This is a genomic window from Rhodopseudomonas sp. BR0C11 (assembly GCF_010820945.1).
In the GTDB taxonomy this organism is placed as follows: Bacteria; Pseudomonadota; Alphaproteobacteria; order Rhizobiales; family Xanthobacteraceae; genus Rhodopseudomonas; species Rhodopseudomonas palustris_H.
The window spans coordinates 1-17,782 of the sequence record NZ_QTKI01000013.1 but is presented as its reverse complement, the minus strand read 5'-3'; the positions used below and the strand labels follow the sequence as shown (position 1 = coordinate 17,782).

The 17,782-nt window shown below is 66.5% G+C and carries 18 protein-coding genes and 1 pseudogene; 9 read left to right on the top strand and 10 right to left on the bottom strand.

What is annotated here, in order from left to right:
• Window positions 1–115 precede the first annotated feature (115 nt).
• From DYI24_RS02665 to DYI24_RS02655, 3 genes are all read right to left on the bottom strand, one after another.
• Window positions 116–589, bottom strand: a complete 474-nt coding sequence (locus tag DYI24_RS02665; protein WP_119019069.1) for a DUF992 domain-containing protein — start codon at window positions 587–589, stop codon at window positions 116–118.
• Between the two features lie 229 nt (window positions 590–818).
• A complete protein-coding gene (locus tag DYI24_RS02660; RefSeq protein ID WP_011159864.1) occupies window positions 819–1,334 on the bottom strand; it encodes a DUF992 domain-containing protein in 516 nt (171 codons plus the stop codon).
• Window positions 1,335–1,458: 124 nt separating this feature from the next.
• Window positions 1,459–2,661, bottom strand: a complete 1,203-nt coding sequence (locus DYI24_RS02655) for a pyridoxal phosphate-dependent aminotransferase (protein WP_042441707.1) — start codon at window positions 2,659–2,661, stop codon at window positions 1,459–1,461.
• A 413-nt stretch (window positions 2,662–3,074) separates the two neighbouring features.
• Here DYI24_RS02655 and DYI24_RS02650 point away from each other — a divergent pair, with 413 nt between their 5' ends.
• From DYI24_RS02650 to olsA, 4 genes are all read left to right on the top strand, one after another.
• The gene (locus DYI24_RS02650) at window positions 3,075–3,728 is read left to right on the top strand and encodes a glutathione S-transferase family protein (RefSeq protein ID WP_011159866.1); all 654 of its coding nucleotides are present in this window, start codon (window positions 3,075–3,077) and stop codon (window positions 3,726–3,728) included.
• Between the two features lie 136 nt (window positions 3,729–3,864).
• On the top strand, window positions 3,865–4,056 hold the full coding sequence (locus DYI24_RS02645) for an HtrA2 peptidase (protein WP_119019071.1): 192 nt from the start codon (window positions 3,865–3,867) through the stop codon (window positions 4,054–4,056).
• Window positions 4,057–4,146: 90 nt separating this feature from the next.
• Entirely contained in the window at window positions 4,147–5,310 is a 1,164-nt protein-coding gene (locus DYI24_RS02640) for a PQQ-dependent sugar dehydrogenase (protein WP_164571162.1), read from the top strand.
• Between the two features lie 213 nt (window positions 5,311–5,523).
• On the top strand, window positions 5,524–6,372 hold the full coding sequence (olsA, locus tag DYI24_RS02635; RefSeq protein ID WP_164571161.1) for a lyso-ornithine lipid O-acyltransferase: 849 nt from the start codon (window positions 5,524–5,526) through the stop codon (window positions 6,370–6,372).
• A gap of 6 nt (window positions 6,373–6,378) precedes the next feature.
• Here olsA and DYI24_RS02630 read toward each other — a convergent pair whose 3' ends face one another.
• On the bottom strand, window positions 6,379–7,098 hold the full coding sequence (locus DYI24_RS02630; RefSeq protein ID WP_164571160.1) for a DNA helicase: 720 nt from the start codon (window positions 7,096–7,098) through the stop codon (window positions 6,379–6,381).
• A gap of 279 nt (window positions 7,099–7,377) precedes the next feature.
• On the opposite strand from DYI24_RS02630, the gene DYI24_RS02625 reads away from it, so the two are divergent.
• Window positions 7,378–8,319, top strand: a complete 942-nt coding sequence (locus DYI24_RS02625) for an aldo/keto reductase (protein WP_164571159.1) — start codon at window positions 7,378–7,380, stop codon at window positions 8,317–8,319.
• 269 nt (window positions 8,320–8,588) lie between these two features.
• Here the strand turns inward: DYI24_RS02625 and DYI24_RS28605 are convergent, their stop codons facing one another.
• Complete coding sequence (locus DYI24_RS28605) at window positions 8,589–8,807, bottom strand: hypothetical protein (protein ID WP_164571158.1); 219 nt, start codon at window positions 8,805–8,807, stop codon at window positions 8,589–8,591.
• A 3-nt stretch (window positions 8,808–8,810) separates the two neighbouring features.
• Here DYI24_RS28605 and DYI24_RS02615 point away from each other — a divergent pair, with 3 nt between their 5' ends.
• Entirely contained in the window at window positions 8,811–9,503 is a 693-nt protein-coding gene (locus DYI24_RS02615; protein ID WP_164571157.1) for an HAD family hydrolase, read from the top strand.
• Window positions 9,504–9,676: 173 nt separating this feature from the next.
• Here DYI24_RS02615 and DYI24_RS02610 read toward each other — a convergent pair whose 3' ends face one another.
• From DYI24_RS02610 to DYI24_RS02600, 3 genes are all read right to left on the bottom strand, one after another.
• On the bottom strand, window positions 9,677–10,675 hold the full coding sequence (locus tag DYI24_RS02610; RefSeq protein WP_164571156.1) for an SDR family oxidoreductase: 999 nt from the start codon (window positions 10,673–10,675) through the stop codon (window positions 9,677–9,679).
• A gap of 66 nt (window positions 10,676–10,741) precedes the next feature.
• Window positions 10,742–11,299 (bottom strand): DUF4142 domain-containing protein, encoded by a 558-nt coding sequence (locus tag DYI24_RS02605; RefSeq protein ID WP_164571155.1) that lies wholly within the window; start codon window positions 11,297–11,299, stop codon window positions 10,742–10,744.
• 67 nt (window positions 11,300–11,366) lie between these two features.
• Window positions 11,367–12,017, bottom strand: a complete 651-nt coding sequence (locus DYI24_RS02600) for a TetR/AcrR family transcriptional regulator (protein ID WP_164571154.1) — start codon at window positions 12,015–12,017, stop codon at window positions 11,367–11,369.
• Between the two features lie 92 nt (window positions 12,018–12,109).
• Here DYI24_RS02600 and DYI24_RS02595 point away from each other — a divergent pair, with 92 nt between their 5' ends.
• A complete protein-coding gene (locus DYI24_RS02595) occupies window positions 12,110–12,901 on the top strand; it encodes a crotonase/enoyl-CoA hydratase family protein (RefSeq protein WP_164571153.1) in 792 nt (263 codons plus the stop codon).
• On the opposite strand, the gene DYI24_RS02590 is transcribed toward DYI24_RS02595, so the two are convergent.
• The gene (locus DYI24_RS02590; RefSeq protein WP_164571152.1) at window positions 12,889–13,584 is read right to left on the bottom strand and encodes a glutathione S-transferase family protein; all 696 of its coding nucleotides are present in this window, start codon (window positions 13,582–13,584) and stop codon (window positions 12,889–12,891) included. The two genes, DYI24_RS02595 and DYI24_RS02590, sit on opposite strands and share 13 nt — an antisense overlap.
• A gap of 311 nt (window positions 13,585–13,895) precedes the next feature.
• Entirely contained in the window at window positions 13,896–15,881 is a 1,986-nt protein-coding gene (locus DYI24_RS02585) for an alkyl/aryl-sulfatase (RefSeq protein ID WP_164571151.1), read from the bottom strand.
• A gap of 223 nt (window positions 15,882–16,104) precedes the next feature.
• Between DYI24_RS02585 and DYI24_RS02580 the strand changes: the two genes are divergently transcribed.
• Together DYI24_RS02580 and DYI24_RS02575 are read left to right on the top strand one after the other, a co-directional pair.
• Window positions 16,105–17,157 (top strand): hypothetical protein, encoded by a 1,053-nt coding sequence (locus DYI24_RS02580; RefSeq protein WP_164571150.1) that lies wholly within the window; start codon window positions 16,105–16,107, stop codon window positions 17,155–17,157.
• A gap of 60 nt (window positions 17,158–17,217) precedes the next feature.
• A pseudogene (locus tag DYI24_RS02575) lies at window positions 17,218–17,782 on the top strand (excinuclease ABC subunit UvrB); the annotation flags it as partial.

The following is a 17,782-nucleotide window of genomic DNA, read 5'->3' as shown; positions in this document are numbered from 1 at the left end:
CGCGATGATGTCGGTGTTGAGCAGGATCAAGGACACCAAAAATTTGCGCTGCGACGCGTTTGCATCGCAGCGCAATGTTGCAAAACGGGAATTGGAGCGGCGAGCGCGCTGTTACTTAGCGGCCCGGACGCAGCTCGAGTTCCTGCAGGCCGACCGCAACGTTGACACCGGTCTGGCCCTGCAGGCTGACCGGCTGCAGCGCGATCGAATTCGCCGAGCCGCCGAGCAGCACGTTGGCGCCGAGACCGACGCCGACCGAAGCCGACCCTTGTGCACCTGCGTAGTTACCAGCGAGGTCGCCGGGGCCGAAGCGTTCGACCGGCGCGAACACCGCCCAGCCGAGCGCGGTTTCCGGGGTGATACCAATATCGAGACCGACCTTGCGGATGGTGGCGACATAGGGCGTGTCCGGGCGGCCTTCGGTGCGCAGCACGCAGCCGAGGTTGGTCACCGAACCGACGATGAAGCCCATGCTGGCACCGCCGCGGCATTCGAGCATGCCGACACGCACCCGGCCCTGTTGAGCATCGGCGGCGGTTGTTATCAGCGCGGCGGCGGCGAGGCCGGCGAGAAGCGAGAGGCGGCGCATAGCGAAGATCTCCGACGTGGGAAGGTGATGCGGAAGACGACCCGATTCGGGCAAACGCGCAAACGAGTGCGCGCCATCTAGTCACAGCATCGGCAAATCTTCAATGACACCCCCGGGCGCGCTGCGCCGCGACCAGGTGCCCGAGCGTACAAAGGCGTCCAGACGCAAAAAGGGCCCGCGCTGGCGGGCCCTTTTCGTTACGACGCTAATGCTTCGTAAACGCTGTCACTTAGTGATGATGACGGCGATGCTTGCGATAGTGCTTCTTGGCGATCGGGGCCGGCAGCAACTGCACGTCGACGATGCCGGCGGTCGCGTTCAGACCGGTCTGGCCCTGCAGGCTGAGCGGCTGCAGCGCGAAGGCGTTGTTCGAACCGCCGACCAGCAGGTTGCCGCCGACGCCGAAAACGAACGACGCGTTGGCGCCGACGCCACCGTAGCTGCCGCCGAGGTCACCGCGACCGACGCGCTGAGTCGGGGCGTACACGGCCCAGGCGAGGCCGGTGTTCTGGGTGAAGCCGAGGTCGACGCCGATGCGCTGCACGTGCGCGATGTACGGCTCGGGACGACGGCCGTCGGTCCGGAACAGGCACTCGAGCTGGGTGGTCGAGCCGACCACGTAGCCGACGTTCGGACCGCCGGCGCATTCGATCACGCCGACCTGCACGCGCTGTTGCGCGCTCGCGCTCGCAACCGAGGCGATCAACGCGACCGCAGCGATGCCGAACTGTCTCAGGGTAAACATATAAGCACTCCACATGTGGATTGAGATTGCGACGGCGACAAAAAGGAAGCGTCTTGTCCAAAACAAGGCGCTTTCGCAGTTTTGGAACGAATCCTGTGAACGTTGCGGATTGTTAATGAAATCTTTACCGCAAATTTCCACAGAACCGCTGAATGCGTTTGCAGGCGTCCTCGAGATCCGACGTCTTGGTGGCATAGGAGATGCGGAATGCCGGGCCGAGGCCGAACGCCGAGCCCTGCACCACCGCGACGCCTTCTGCTTCCAGAAGCTCGGTGACGAAGTCCTGGTCGGTCTCGATCTTTTTGCCCGACGGCGCGGTCTTGCCGATGGTGCCGGCACACGACGGATAGACGTAGAACGCACCCTCGGGACGCGGGCAGTCGATGCCGGTCGCTTGGTTCAGCATCGAGACCACCAGATCGCGGCGCTCCTTGAACACCTTGTTGTGGGCGTCGATGAAGTCCTGCGGACCGTTGAGCGCCTCGACGGCGGCCCACTGGGCGATCGAGCACGGGTTCGAGGTCGACTGCGACTGGATCGTCGACATCGCCTTGATCAGCTCGGCCGGGCCGCCGGCGTAGCCGATCCGCCAGCCGGTCATGCAATACGACTTCGACACGCCGTTCACCGTGAGGGTGCGATCGAACAGCTTCGGCTCGATCTGCGCCGGGGTGGTGAACTCGAAGTCGTCATAGACGAGGTGCTCGTACATGTCGTCGGTCATCACCCAGACATGCGGGTGCTTGACCAGCACGTCGGTGAGCGCCTTCAGCTCGGCACGGCTGTAGGCCGCGCCGGTCGGGTTCGACGGCGAGTTGAGAATGATCCACTTGGTCTTCGGCGTGATCGCCGCTTCCAGTGCCGCCGGCTGCAGCTTGAAGCCGAACTCGGCGGTGCACACCACCGGCACGCTTTCGCCGCCGGCGAGCGCGACCATCTCCGGATAGCTGACCCAATACGGCGCCGGGATGATCACCTCGTCGCCCGGATTGATGGTCGCCATCAGGGCGTTGTACAGCACCTGCTTGCCGCCGGTACCGACGATGATCTGGTTCGGCTTGTAGGTCAGGCCGTTCTCGCGCTTGAACTTGTCGATGATGGCCTGCTTCAGCTCCGGAATGCCATCGACCGCGGTGTACTTGGTCTTGCCGGCCTCGACCGCATGGATCGCCGCCAGCTTGATGTTGGCGGGAGTATCGAAGTCCGGCTCGCCGGAGCCCAGGCCGATGACGTTGCGCCCGGCCGCTTTCAGCTCACGCGCTTTGTCCGTGACCGCGATGGTCGCGGACGGCTTCACACGATCGAGCGCGGTGGCGAGGAACGGCATCGTCTTCTCCTTGCAGCCGTCATGAGTCGGCATTTGGCGCGACTCTTCCATCTCTGACGGGAATATCCCCACACTAAGCGCGGCCACGTTGCATCGCAAGAAGCTTGCGGGAATAGCGGCATTGTTCAGTCGTCGGCACAACCGCCAGGAGAGGCCGTGCGTCCCCCTGCCGAGAACGGTAGTTGCCAGTCATGCGCGGCATTGCGCGCACCCGCGCGATTTCGCATAGCGAAAAGACGAAATCGGTCGCAGCAGCGGGATTTTCGGGTCACCGCCGTCCCCTGTGCAATGCGGCATGGGATTTCGACCCTTTCCAGCGCTTGGGGCATGCGGGGCCTGCCGGGGGACATCATTGTTTAGCCGCGTTAGGCGCGGCAGATGCCGGCGGCAGGGAGAGCGAAGCGACCTTCAGGATGTACAAGCTCTATTCGATGCAGCGATCGGGAAACAGCTACAAGGTTCGCCTTGCGCTGGCGCTTCTCGATGCCCCCTACCGCGCGGTCGAGGTCGATATCCTGCGCGGCGAAAGCCGCACGCCGGATTTCCTCGCCAAGAATCCGAGCGGCCAGGTGCCGCTGCTGGAGACCGCACCGGGCCGCTACCTCGCCGAATCCAACGCGATCCTATGGTATCTCGCCGTCGGCACCTCGCTGGCGCCGGACACCCGCATGGACCGCGCCGAAGCGCTGCAATGGATGTTCTTCGAGCAGCACGCGCTGGAGCCGAACATCGGCTCGGCGTATTTTTGGCTGTGCTTGGTCAAGGGCGGCCGCGACCTGCAGACCCACGCGCTGGAGGATTGGCTTGAGCGCGGCTATGCGGCGCTGCAGGTGATGGAAAATCATCTCAAGACCAACGATTACTTCGCGGCCGGCCAGCTCACCATCGCCGACATCGCGCTTTACGGCTACACCCACGTCGCCGACCAATGCGATTTCGACCTGTCGACGTTTCCGGCGGTGAACGCGTGGCTGCGCCGGGTGGAGCAGACCCCGGGCTTCATCACCATGGATTGGACCCCGGAAACCATCGCCGCCGACCCGACGAGCTTCGCGGCCGAGGCCTGACGGCGGCCCTACCGCTCGAATTCCGCCGCGATTTGGCCATGATTGGCGCCCTTCGGCGCCGCACAAACGCCCGTGATCGCACGACAATTCACCTACGCCGGTGATTCGCCGGCGTTTGGTTCGAGGATTTCGAGTCATGCTTTCGTCGCCCGGCTCGGCGCCCGGCTTCAACCGGCCTGCCGCGCCCGTCACCTCTCCCCGTTTGGTTCGAGCCGTCGCCGCTTCACTGGTCATCGCGGTCGCCTCGCTCGGCACCATCCTCGCGCTGACGCTGCTGTCGACCCAATGCGGGCCAGGCTGCGGCATGGGGACGCCTTTCGCGCTCTGATCGGCTCGGCAACGATCCTTTCCCATCACGGCGCGTTGACTCGCGCGCCGCACCGCAGCCGCGACGGCCATCCTGCGAGGAGGCAGTGCGATGAAGGCTCCGATCGTCTGGGTTTCCGGCACGCTCAGCGCGTCCACCGCGCTGCTTGCCTCGCTGCTGATCGTCACCGCGAGCCGCGGCGAGATCACCACTTACGAATCCTCCGCCGGCCCGCTGACCGTCCAGACCGTCGCGCAGAAGCTGGTGCATCCCTGGGGTCTGGCGTTTCTGCCTGACGGCCGGATGCTGGTGACCGAGCGCCCCGGCCGCCTGCGGCTGGTGACGCCGCAAGGCCAGGTGTCGAAGCCGCTGCAGGGCGTGCCCGAAGTGTGGGCCTCGGGCCAGGGCGGACTGCTCGACGTCGCGGCCGACAAGGACGTCGCCAGCAACCACACGATCTACCTGTGCTACGCCGAACGCGATGGCAACGGCGGACGGACCGCGGTCGCGCGCGCGTCTCTCGACGCCGGCCAAGCGCCGCGGCTGAGCGACGTCAAGGTGATCTTCCACCAGCAGGGGCCGCTGTCGTCCGGCAATCACTATGGCTGCCGGATCGCGCAAGGCACCGACGGCAATCTGTTCGTCACGCTCGGCGAGCACTACGCGCATCGCGATCAGGCGCAGAGCCTGTCCAATCATCTGGGCAAGATCGTCCGCATTGCGCCGGACGGCAGCGTGCCCGACGGCAATCCGTTCGCCGGCCGCGACGGCGCCGAGCCTGAACTCTGGAGCCTCGGCCACCGCAATCCGCAGGGCCTCGCCTTCAACCCCGCCGACGGCAAACTGTGGGAGGTCGAGCACGGCCCCCGCGGTGGCGATGAGGTCAACATCATCCGCAAGGGTGAGAATTACGGCTGGCCGGTGATCGGCTACGGCATCGACTACAACGGCGCCAAGATCCACGAGGCGACCGCAAAGCCGGGCATGCAGCAGCCAGCAAAATATTGGGTGCCGTCGATCTCGCCGAGCGGGATGGCGTTCTACACCGGCAAGCTGTTTCCGACCTGGACCGGCAGCCTGTTCGTCGGCGCGCTGTCCGGACAGATGCTGGTGCGGCTGTCGCTCGACGGCGACAAGATCACCGGCGAAGAGCGGTTGCTGCAGACGCTGGACGAGCGAATTCGCGACGTGCGCCAGGGGCCGGACGGCGCGCTGTGGCTGTTGACCGACAGCGATACGGGGCGACTCTTGCGCGTCGCGCCGGCAGCCAACTAAGCGGTATTTTCAGCGGAGAAGTGCGCCCGCGGCCGCGGTTCGCCTCACACGTTAAGATGTAGTTGACGCGTCACCGCCGTGTAACAAACTACCGTTAGGGTCCGCTCGCGTCTGATCGAGGCCCCCCGTCGCCGATCAACGTCCCCAGCGGTCCCCGTCAGTCGCCGCGTCTGACCGGGGCCGCACCTTTTTGAGCGGCGCAAAGTTATTGCCATGCTGCGATTCATCCTCGTCATTGCCGCCGTCGTGCCGCTGACGTTGTCCCTGCTGCCGGTGCATCTGCTGGCGATCCGGTTCGGCTGGCGCGCACAGCGCACGATTCCGCAGCTGTATCATCGCATCGTCTGCGCGCTGATCGGCGTCCGCATTCATCAGGTCGGCCGCCGCTGCGACGGCCCGGTGCTGATCCTGTCCAATCACGTCTCCTGGCTCGACATCTGCGTGATCTCCGCGGTGGCGCCGGTGTCGTTCATCGCCAAGAGCGAAGTCGCCGGCTGGCCGGTGTTCGGCGCGCTGGCGCGCTGGCAGCGCACCGTGTTCATCGATCGCCAGGCCCGGCATCGCACCGGCGAGGCGACGCGCGAGATCGGCGCGCGGTTGCAGGATGGCGACGCCATGGTGCTGTTCGCCGAGGGCACCTCGTCCGACGGCAGCCGCGTGCTGCCGTTCCGCTCGGCGCTGGTCGGCGCGGTGCATCACGCGATCGGCGAACAGAGCGGCGCCCGCGTCGCAGTGCAGCCGATGGCGGTGACGTATACCGGCTTCGGCGGCCTGCCGATCGGCCGCGAGTTGCGCCAGCGCGTGGCGTGGTACGGCGACGCCGAGCTGATTCCGCATTTCGTCGAGCTGCTGTCGGCCGGTGCGATCGACGTCACCGTCAGCTGGGGCGATGCGGTCGCGACCTCGATCGACGCCGACCGCAAGCAGATCACCCGCAACGCCGAGCAGTCGGTGCGCCGGATGTGCGAAGCCGCCCGCCGCGCCGGCATGCGCGGCGCCATCGCCCCGCGCCCCGCCGCAGCGCCGGTGACGACGCCCGATGTGCAGCCGGAAGCGGCGTAGGGCGCTTCAAGCGGCCGCCGGCACTGGCGACCACCTGATCTCGTCCGCTCCCACAAAGCAGGCGTGAGAGAACAGGCCAAGATCGAGCTCGTTCATCAAGCGAACATCGCTCAAATCCGGGCAACTCTTCTTGGCAGGATCGTAAGAGCGGTCGATCTGCGAAATGATCACCAGGATCACGCCCGCGCTGTGGGCGAACGCCCGCAGCGAGCGGATCTGAGTGTTCAAGTCCGGCGTGTCGCGACGCCGGTCGAGCAACTGCAGATAGTCGATCACCGCTAGCGATCCGCGTTCGGCTGACGCCAGTTGGCCGATGATGTAGTCCGAGCAGATCGCATCCGACGTATCCAGCGCGAACTTGTCCGCCAGTGACGCCGGATCGGCTCCGATCGCGCGAAGCCGCGTCAGCACCTCGACCTCGGTGTATTCGAGCGTGAAGAAGGCGCTGGTGCGCCCTGCCCTGATCGCCTCGACGGCGAGTTCGAGGCTGAGCAGCGTCTTGCCCTGCCCCGGCCTCGCGCCGAGCAACACCAGATCGCCGGGAGTCAGCGCCCCGAACAGACGGGCCGCCGGCGAAGCCGCCGCCGACTGAAGCAGCAGGCTCCAGCGCTCGAATCCTTCTGCCGCGGCGACATGATCCAGCGCCGCGTGCAGTGGCATGTTCTGGGCGCGGGACAGCAGTTTGGCTTTACGTTTCAGGCGATAGACCGGCGCAGACAATCGCATCTCGACAACCTCCTCGATCGAGCCATTCCGCAATCCCTCCGCATGCAGGCGCTCGAACGGGCGGTTCGACGGTCGTGCAGCCCCGTATGAATGATACTTTCCCAATGGAGGGGGGAGGCGCGGGCCACGCCAGAATCAGATTGTAGCGCGCCTCACCGCGACCGAGAACAGCTTTCGCCGGTGACGCCGCTTGACGCTGCTGTGATCGGCGACGCGGGTTGCGGCGCTGCAGCGCGCGCGTCACAATGGACGGCTCCACGCACCTCTCAAGGACACTTCATGGACATTCGCAATCTCGGCGGCAGCGGCCTGCGGGTCTCGGTCGTCGGCCTCGGCTGCAACAATTTCGGCCAGCGCACCGACCCCGAAACCTCGAAGAAGGTGATCCACAAGGCGATCGACCTCGGTGTCACGCTGTTCGACACCGCCGACATCTATGCCGGCATGGGCGGCTCCGAGACCGTGCTCGGCAACGTGCTCGGCGATCGGCGCAAGGACATCGTGCTGGCGACCAAGTTCTGCAAGCCGATGGCGACCGACGGCACCAAGCAGGGCGCATCGCGGCGCTACATCGTCGAGGCGGTCGAGGCCAGCCTGAAGCGCCTGAAGACCGACTGGATCGACCTGTATCAGCAGCACGACTACGATCCGCTGACGCCGATCGACGAGACGCTGCGCGCGCTCGACGACCTGATCCGCACCGGCAAGGTGCGCTACATCGGCAATTCGAATTTCCCGGCATGGCGGATCGCCGAGGCGGAGTACGTCGCACGTGCGCTCGGCACCCACCGCTACGTGTCGTGCCAGGACGAATACAGCCTGGTGGTGCGCGACATCGAGAGGGACCTGCTGCCGGCCGCGCAGGAATACAAGCTCGGCCTGCTGCCGTTCTTCCCGCTGGCGAGCGGCCTTCTGACTGGCAAGTATCAGCGCGGCACCGAAGCGCCGGCGCACACCCGCTTCGCCAAGATGCCGGCGATCCGCGACCGCTACTTCACCGAGGCCAATCTCGATCTGGTCGACAAGCTGAAGGCGTTCGCCGAAGCGCGCGGCCATTCGCTGCTCGAACTGGCGTTCTCCTGGCTCGCCTGCCGCCCGCAAGTCTCCAGCGTGATCGCCGGCGCGACCACGCCCGAGCAGATCGAGCAGAACGTCAAGGCCGCGAGCTGGAAGCTGACCGCCGAAGAGATGGCCGAGGTGGACGCGATGACGAATGGGTAGTTGACGGTCACGCCTCCTCACACCGTCATTCCGGGGCACGCCCGCCCGGGCGCGAACCCGGAATCTCGAGGTGTTCTGCGTTGAGGCCCTTCGCCCTGCACAGCGGGATCCCGGGTTCGCTCGCTGCGCGAGCGCCCCGGAATGACAGGTGGAGAGATCGCGCCCGTTCTCTTGATCCTGACTGCCGCACGTCCCCTCCCCTCCGCGACCTTCCGCGTATTGCATCGCGGCCCAGGCGGAGTACGCTGCGAGCGTGTTTCAACCAGCGTTCACCGATCGTTGCTCATGCCGCTCCGCCCAACCTCGTCCGACACGCCTGCACCGCCGCCGCGGCGGTTGATCTGCGCCGGCTGCGGCGCCGAGTTTTCGTGCACGATGGACAAGGGCTGCTGGTGCGCGGCGGAGCCGGCGACGATGCCGCTGCCGTCGGATGCGACGGATTGCCTGTGCCCGGACTGCTTGCGCGCGATGGCGAAGGCGAGCCGCACATCGTGAAGGTCGCACAGGACTGGCTGATCGCAGCGGTGCTGCTCGATATGGACGGCACGCTGGTCGATACCGAGCGCGTGTATCTGGAAAGCCTGACCGAGGTGCTGAACGCGTTCGGGCTGCCGGATGCGACTAAGACATGCGAGTCGATGGTGGGGCTGCCGGGGCCGGAGTGCCAGGCGCTGCTGGTCGCGCGCTACGGCGAGACGCTGCCGCTGTCCGACATCAACCGCGCCTTCGTCGCCAAGCGCGACGCGCGGTTCGCCGAAGGCCTGCCGGTCAAGCCCGGCACCTGCGAGTTGCTCGATGCGCTGGATGACGCCCGCTGCCCGGTCGCGGTGGTGACATCGTCATCGCGCAAGACGGCAGATATGCACCTGACGCTCGCCGGCATCCGCGCGCGGTTTGGCACCATCCTCACGCGGGACGACGTCGCCCACGGCAAACCGGCACCGGATCTATATCTGCTCGCCGCCGACCGGCTCGGCGTACAGCCGGCCCATTGCGTCGCGGTGGAAGACTCCAGCGTCGGGGTCGCGTCGGCCTTCACGGCCGGCGCCATCACGCTGATGGTGCCGGACCTGCTGCAGCCCGACGCCGCCACACGCGGCAAATGCGCCGCGGTGCTGCCGGATCTGCACGGCGTGCTCGATGTGCTGCAGACGCGCGGACGATTTGCGCCGGTGCCAGCCTGATCAGCAGGCTGAGCGGAAGATCTTATGTCGTCATGATCTCTCAACGTCATTGCGAGGCGGCGATAGCCGACGAAACAATCCAGGAGCTTCGTGCACGGAGCTGGATTGCTTCGCTTCGCTCGCAATGACGGGAGACATCGAGAGGCCTTCGACGCTTCGACGGAGCGTAATCGTTACGGCAATCCGCCGCCGCCCATCGCGCCATAGACCTGGCCGGTCGCGTAGCTGGCATCGCTGGCGGCGAGCTGGACGTAGATCGAGCCGAGCTCGGCCGGCTGGCCGGGGCGCCCCATCGGCGCCATACTGCCGAACTTCTCAAGCTTCTCCATGGTCGCGCCGCCGGACACCTGCAGCGGCGTCCAGATCGGGCCTGGCGCAACCGCGTTGACGCGGATGCCCTTGGGGGCGAGCTGCTTGGCGAGCGAGCGGACGTAGTTGGTGGTCGCGGCTTTGGTCTGGGCATAGTCGTAGAGATCCGGCGACGGGTCGGCCGCCTGCTCCGACGAGGTGCCGATGATGCACGAGCCCGGCTTCAGGTGCGGCAGCGCCGCCTTGATGATCCAGAACGGCGCGTAGATGTTGGTCTTCATCGTGGCGTCGAAATCCTCGGAGCTGACGTCGAGGATCGACGCGCGGGTCTGCTGCCGGGCCGCATTGTTGACGACGATGTCGAGGCCGCCGAGGCTCTCCACCGCGCGCTCGACCAGTTGCTTGCAGAACTGCTCGTCGCGCAGATCGCCCGGGATCGCCACGCCGTTGCGGCCCGCATCCTTGATCAGCTTGATCACTTCCTGCGCGTCTTCCTCTTCGGCCGGCAGATAGTTGATCGCAACGTCGGCGCCTTCCCGCGCGAACGCGATCGCGGCGGCGCGGCCCATGCCGCTGTCGCCGCCGGTGATCAGCGCTTTGCGGCCGGCGAGCCGGCCCGAGCCCTTGTAGCTCCGCTCACCGTGGTCAGGTCGCGGATTCATCTTCGACGCCAGGCCCGGCCACGGCTGCGATTGCCGCTCGAACGGCGGCTTCGGATACTTCGAGGTCGGGTCCTGCAGCGGAGCGGCGTCGGTCATGGTCTGAGCATCCTTGGCAAATGCAGGCGCGGCTGCGGCCGCGACGCCGAGCATGCCGGCACCCGCTCCGCCGACGACACCTCTGCGGGAGATCGTATTGGTCATGGCTGTGATCCTGTGGATGTCAGCGGCAACAGCCGCCTGACGCGATCGTTCCGGACCGAAGGCCGGTTACTCGGCCGCCTTCAACTGCGTCTGTACGGCGCGCGCGAGCGCCAGATGCTGGCGCAGGATCGGCAGCGTCTCGGACGCGAAGCGGCTCGCACCTTCGCTGCCGCGATCGGCGGCTTGCGAGAACTTCTCGATGTCCTTGCTGTGACCCTCGATCTGCGCAGCGAGGAACTTGCGGTCGAACTGATCGCCGGCGAGGCCCTTCAGTTCGGCGCGGGTGCGTTCGCCCTCATCGCCCACGCCGTCCGGCAACGGCGCCTGAACGTCGTTGGCGAGCGCGGCGAGCCGGCTCTCGATCGCAACGTGATCATTCACCATCAGCCGCGCGAACGCTTTGAGAGCCGGGTCGACGGCACGCTTCTCAGCCAACAGACAGAGCTGACTCTCAGCCTGATTGTCTTCAGCCGCGAACGCCAGGAACTGCTTGTCGGCGTCGCTGAGCGGCTGCGGGTCGGCCCGTAAAGCTGCATGATGCGGCGGGTTCGCCGGCTGGGCCGCGGCAGGCCATGCCGCAATAGCGAGGAACGCGAGCGCGGCGAACACCGGAACGAAATTCATCGGGCAGCTCCGTGGGAGAGGTGGGCGGCGAACCGCCCCCTCAACCGCCGACCCGACGTCCCGTTCCTCAGCTCTGGGTGCGAGACGCGCTGACTTTCGCCGCGCGCCGCGGCCCGCTCGCACGCGCCGGCAAGGCTGCCGCCACCAGCTTGGCTGCCGCCGCGCCTGCGGTCTCCATGTAGCTCGCATCCCGATGCAGCAGCACCACCGCGAACGACCCATCGAGCAGCAGCAGCATCTGCCGGGCAAGTTCCTCAGGCGTAGCGATGCCGGCCTCAGCGAAGATCTCGCACAGCCAGCGCTCGAACTTCTTCTTGTGCGCGGCGCCGATCTTGATCGCCGGGTGGCCGGGCAGATTGGCGAGCTCGGCCGAGGTACGCAGGAAGCCGCAGCCTTTCCATTTTGGATGCCGCGCAGCCCGCGCGAGATTGCGGAAGATGCCTTCGACCTTGGCGGGCAGCGCCCCCGGCGTCTCCTCGAACCATTGCCGGAACAGCGCCAGGTTCGGCTGATCGCGGCCTTCGAGATACGCCGCGACGAGATCGTCTTTGCTGCGGAAGTGATAATACAGCGTCCGCTTGGTGACGCCGGCCTTCTCCGCCACCGCGTCGACGCCGACGGCGCGGATGCCTTCGGCATAGAACAGCTTGGCGGCGGCCGCGACGATGCGGTCTCGCGTGGTATTGCCCTTGCGGATCTTCGGAGCTGCTGCTGACATTCGGACCATCATCTCGCCTATGTATACCGACCAGTGAATATACACAACGCGATGCCCGCGGTAGCCATCGGGTGACCGATGGAGGCCACGACATGACCGAGCTGATCCCGATCGAGCTGCGCGACGGCATCGCGCTGCTCACGCTGAACCGCTCCGACAAGCTAAACGCGCTGAACTACGCACTGATCGACCGGCTGATGCAGCGGCTCGACGCGATCGAACTAGATGACGCGATCCGCGCCGTGATCCTCACCGGCGCAGGCGAGCGGGCATTCTCGGCCGGCGCCGACATCGCCGAGTTCTCCGGCAGCGTCGCGCACGGCGCCGACCACGCGGTGCGCGACTTCGTCCGCCGCGGCCAGACCATGACGGCTCGGCTGGAGAGCTTTCCCAAGCCGGTGATTGCGGCGGTGAATGGCATCGCCTATGGCGGCGGCTGCGAGATCACCGAGGCGGTGCATCTGGCGGTCGCAAGCGAGCGCGCCCGCTTCGCCAAGCCGGAGATCAAGCTGGCGATGCCGCCGACCTTCGGCGGCACCCAGCGGCTGCCGCGCCTCGCCGGCCGCAAGCGGGCGCTGGAATTGCTGCTGACCGGCGAGCCGTTTTCCCCCGCGCATGCGCTGGCGATCGGCCTGGTCAATCGCGTGGTGCCGCATGGCGAGTTGCTGAACGCGGCGGATGCGCTGGCCCGGCAGATCATCCGGCATCCAGCCGGCGCAGTCGCGGCAGTGATCACCGCGGCGACCCGCGGGCTGAACCTGTCGATCGACGAGGGCCTGTTGGTCGAACGCGCCCAGTTTGCCGCGCTGGTCGGACGCGAGGAGCTGTCGCGCGGCCTCGCCGACTGGCGGAATCGGCCGCGCGCCGCGGTTCAGACCGGATAGCCGGGCGTGGCCCGGGCCAGGCCGCCGAAGGCGTCGAGCAGCCGCTCGCGCCAAGCATAGACCGGATCGTCGTTCTGCAGCAGCTGGAAGTCACTGACGACCCGAGCCCATTGGAAGCCGCCGAACACGATGTAGTCGGCGTAGTTCGGCGCGGCGCCGCCGATGAAGGCTTGCGTCTTCAGCGTCAGCCGTAGCGGGTCGAGCGACTTGCGGAAGCCCTCGACCGCGCGATCGCGGGTCGCGGCGGTCTCTTCCAGCGACTTTTTCAGCCGCGCCTCACGCGACTGCCGGAAATACACCGCGTCGTCCGGATCGAGCCGTCGGGCGATGTCGGCGACGATCAGCGGAAACAGGCCGCCGACGATCGCAAGATCGCCCCACCAGTTCAGCATCCGCGCCATCGCCCGGCCGCCCTCGCCGCCGAACAGCGACGGCCGATCCGGATAGGCGTCTTCGAGGTAGTTGGCGATCGCCCAGGAGTCGGCGACCGTCTTGTCGCCGTCGAGCAGCACCGGCACTTTCTCGGAGCCGTACGGCGCGATCGCCGCCTTATCGGTGAAGCGCCACGGAATCGTCTCCGCTTGCAGCCCCTTGTGCGCCAGCGCCATCCGCGTCCGCCACACGAACGGCGAAAACGGCCGGCCCACATCGGCCCCGACCAGTTCGAACAGTTTGAGAGTCATGTCGCGCGTCCTCGGGTCTCGCGTTCGTCGTGGGCGCTCGCCGAACATTCCGGCGTCGGGCGCTCGCACGTCACGTCATCGCCGGACGACGTCCGGCGATCCATCTCTTCAAGATGATGGATGCGCGGGTCAAGCCCGCGCATGACGGGACTGGCGATGCATCGACCGTCATTCCGGGGCGCCGCGCAGCGGCGAACCCGGAATCTCGACGTGCAAGGACAATGAGGTGCTTCACAAGCTCGGGATTCCGGGTTCGCTCGCTCAGCGCGAGCGCCCCGGAATGACACTGTTATGGCAGTGTGCGCCGCCCCCTACTCCACCTTCGCCTTGACCGGCTCGATCACCTCGAAGTTCGGCGAGAAGTCTTCGAACAGGCCGAACAGTTCGCGCAGCTTCAGCGGGTTGCCGCTGACCCAGAGGTCGCCGCTCAGCACGGCGCCGAGGAAGCCGCGCTGCTTCAGCGAGATCGCATCGAAGGTGGCGCGGTTCAGGGTGACGCTGACGTCGGCGTTGTCGGACAGCTTGCCGGAGACGTGGGTCAGCGCCGAGTTCTCAAGGTTCATGGTGTAGGTCTCCTTCAGGTCGGTGAAGGTCCAGTTCACCACGATGTGCTTGCCTTCGGCCTTCGCCGCATTCAGCCGCACCGCGAGGAAGTCGAATGCCAGATCGATAGACACGCCCTTGAGCAGATCGGGATTGGACGTCACGGAGTCGGTCTTGATCAGGCCGTTGCGCAGCTCTTGCGCGCCGAGCAGATAGGCGTTGCGCCAGGTCGACGCTTCGGCCTGATAGCCGAGCTGCTCCAGTGCGTCGGCGCCGAGCGCGCGGGCTTCGGTGTTGGACGGATCGGCGAACACCAGCTTGCTGGTCACCGTCGCCACCCAGCGATATTGCCCGGCCTTGTAGTCGTCGCGGGCGCGCGCCAGCACCGCGGCGGCGCCGCCCATATAGTCGATCTCCTTCTTGGCCTGCTCGGCGCGCGGCAGCGGATTGAGATCGGCCGGGTTGGCGTCGTACCAGCCGAGATAGAACTGATACACCGCCTTGGCGTTGTGGCTGACCGAACCGTAATAGCCGCGCGCGGCGAATTCACTCGTCAGCGACGGCGGCAGCGTCAGCCGCTCGGCGATCTCGGTCGGCGTCAGGCCGTGATTGAGCAGCCGCACGCTCTGGTCGTGGATGAACTTGTAGACGTCGCGCTGCTTTTTCAGATAGCCGACGACGCGGTCACGGCCCCACACCGGCCAATTGTGCTGGGCGATCACCACGTCGGTCTTGTCGCCGTAGCGCTCGATCGCCTCGCCGATATATTTCGACCACAGCCGGCCGTCGCGGATCGCGGCGCCGCGCAGGGTGTAGAGGTTGTGCAGCGTGTGGGTGGTGTCCTCCGCCATGTTCAACACCTTGAACTGCGGATAGTACGAGATCATCTCGGACGGGGCTTCGGATTCCGGCACCAGATGGAATTCGATCTCGACGCCGTCGATGCTGCGGGTCTCATAAGGCTGCTTGATCAGGTCGTTCGGCGCGATCAGCGACACCGTGCCCTTGGCCAGCGCCTTGCCGAGGCCGGCGTCGACTTGGCCGCGGTCGCCGACCGGCAGTTGGGTGCCGAACTGGAATTGCGCGCGGCGGCTCATCGCGTTGCCGGCGATGACATTCTCGGCGACCGCATGTTCCATGAAGCCGGTCGGCGCGATCACCTTGACCTTGCCGCTGGCCGCATCGGCCTCGTCGATCAGGCCACGCGCCCCGCCGAAATGATCGATGTGGCTGTGGGTGTAGATCAGCGCCACCACCGGCTTTTTGGGCCGGTGCTGGTAGTACAGATCGAGCGCCGCCTTGGCGGTCTGCACCGTCAGCGTGGTGTCGGTGATGATCAGCCCGGTGTCGCCCTCGACGATGGTGACATTGGCGATGTCGAGCCCGCGGACCTGATAGACCCGCTCGGCGACCTGAAACAGGCCGCTGGCGAGGTTGAGCTGCGCCTGCCGCCACAGGCTGGGATTGACCGTGGCCGAGGGCTGATCGCCCTTGAGGAAGTCATACGGCTTCAAATCCCACGCCGCCGGCGCACCCGGCGGGCCGGGGACAACGCCGTCCGGCAATGACGCGATCAGGCCGCGCTGCGCGTCCTCGAAGTCGGCGCGGTCGGCGAGCGGCAAGGTCTTGGTGATCGCCTCGTTGGCGGCGCGGGTCGCCGGCTCGGCGTCGTTGGGTTGCGCGGCGAGCGGCGTGGCCAGCAGCGCCAGCGCCGCGGCGGTCGCTAATATCATCGACGGTATAATTCGTGCCATGCTCAATCTCCGGAAGGGCACGGATCATCACCTAGTTCCCGCCGCAATGACCATTGCAATCCCGCCCGCAAAACCGAAATTTCCTCCCGCGATCTCGGCTCTCCACAGCTACGGTTTTCCCGCACTGCAAAGTATTCCGTAACGCGAATTGAACATGATCGCGCTTCACTGACACCACCAACGGCGGCAGCCCGCCGGGCGGCTGGGCGGAGGGAGAGTGACGATGCGCTATTCGGCCGAAGACCTGCAGGCAGCGACCCAGGCTGGCGTGATCACGCCGGCGCAGGAAGCGGCGCTCCGCACCTTCTTGGACGGACGTCACCCGGTGGCCGCGAGCGACGGCCCGCGCTTCGATATCGTGCACCTGCTCTGGTATGCGGGCGCGCTGATCGTGATCAGCGCCATGGGGTTGTTCTCGACCATGGCGTTCGCCGGCCTTGGCGGCGCGGCGCTCACTGCCACGGCGCTGATCTACGCCGTCGCATTCTGGTGGACCGGGCACTATCTGTGGCACGTGAAGAATCTGCGCACCCCGGGCGGGCTGTGTATCGCCGTCGCGGTCGGGATGATGCCACTGGCAGTGTATGGCGTGCAGGAGGCGTTCGGGCTGTGGTCCGAATTCGGCAAGCCCGACACCGTTCGCAGCTTCTACATCTGGGTCAAAGGCAGCTTCATCTTCATGGAGCTTGCCACCATCGTGGCGGCGCTGGTGGCGCTGGCGTTCTATCGCTTTCCGTTCATCGTGTTTCTGATGGCGGTGGCGCTGTGGTTCCTGTCGATGGACCTGGTGCCATGGATCACCGGCACGCCGCACGGCGATTTCGAAACCGCCCGCAAGGTCTCGATCGGCTTCGGCGCCGGCATGGTGATCGCCGCGGTGCTGGTGCATCTGCGCCAGCGTAGCGGTGACTTCGCATTCTGGCTGTATCTGTTCGGCGTGATGACGTTTTGGGGCGGCATCACTGCGACCTCGAACGGGACCAACCTGGACAAGGCGCTGTACTGCGCCATGAACGTCGTGTTCCTCGGCATCGCCGTGGTGCTGGGCCGGCGGGTGTTCGCGGTGTTCGGCGCCCTCGGGATTGCGATCTATCTCGGCGATCTTGCCGAAAAACTGTTCCGCGACTCGCTGCTGTTCCCGTTCGCGCTGTCGTTGATAGGCATCGCCATCATCGCCCTCGGGCTGTTCCTGCATCGCCGCCAGCCGGCGATCGAAGCGTGGTGCGACGCGCGGCTCCCTCACGGGATGAAGCGGCTGCGGGTGGCGCCGACATAAGCGAAACGCGCGCGGGCGGCCGCCCTTTATTCGCCGGGCGCTTCGCCCCATATTGCCGGCATGGCGAAGACTCCTGACAAGCCTGGCAAGCCGGCAAAAACCCCAAAATCCAAAGCACATCGGCCCGACGTGAAGCCGATTGGGCCGGCGCTGGCCGAACTTCTGAATCCGGCGCTCAATCGTGGCGATGCGGGTCTCGGCTCCGGCACCGGCCTGCAGCCGCCGCCGGACAATTCGCACGACCGCCGCGGCAGCGAAGCGGCGGTGCATCGCGGCCGCGCTTCGACGCCGAAGGTCGGCGACGGCGCCACGCCGCGGCCGACGGCACTGCAGCCCTACCCGCAGCCACCCGGCGCGAGCCGAGGCGGCCTGAACGAGGCGCCGCAGGCGAACTACGGAACCGCCGCCACCATTCCGACGCTCGATCCGGAGCTGGCGCGGCAGCTCGGCCTGCCGACCGAGGAGGACGACGCCGAAGCGCTGGCAAGGCCGCCGCGTAGCAAGATGGAGGCACTTGGCGTCAAGGCCACGGCCGACGCACTGGAGAGTCTGATCCGCCACGGCCGCCCCGAATTCAAGGGCGAGGACGGCCGCGTCAAACTGTGGGTGCCGCACCGTCCGCCGC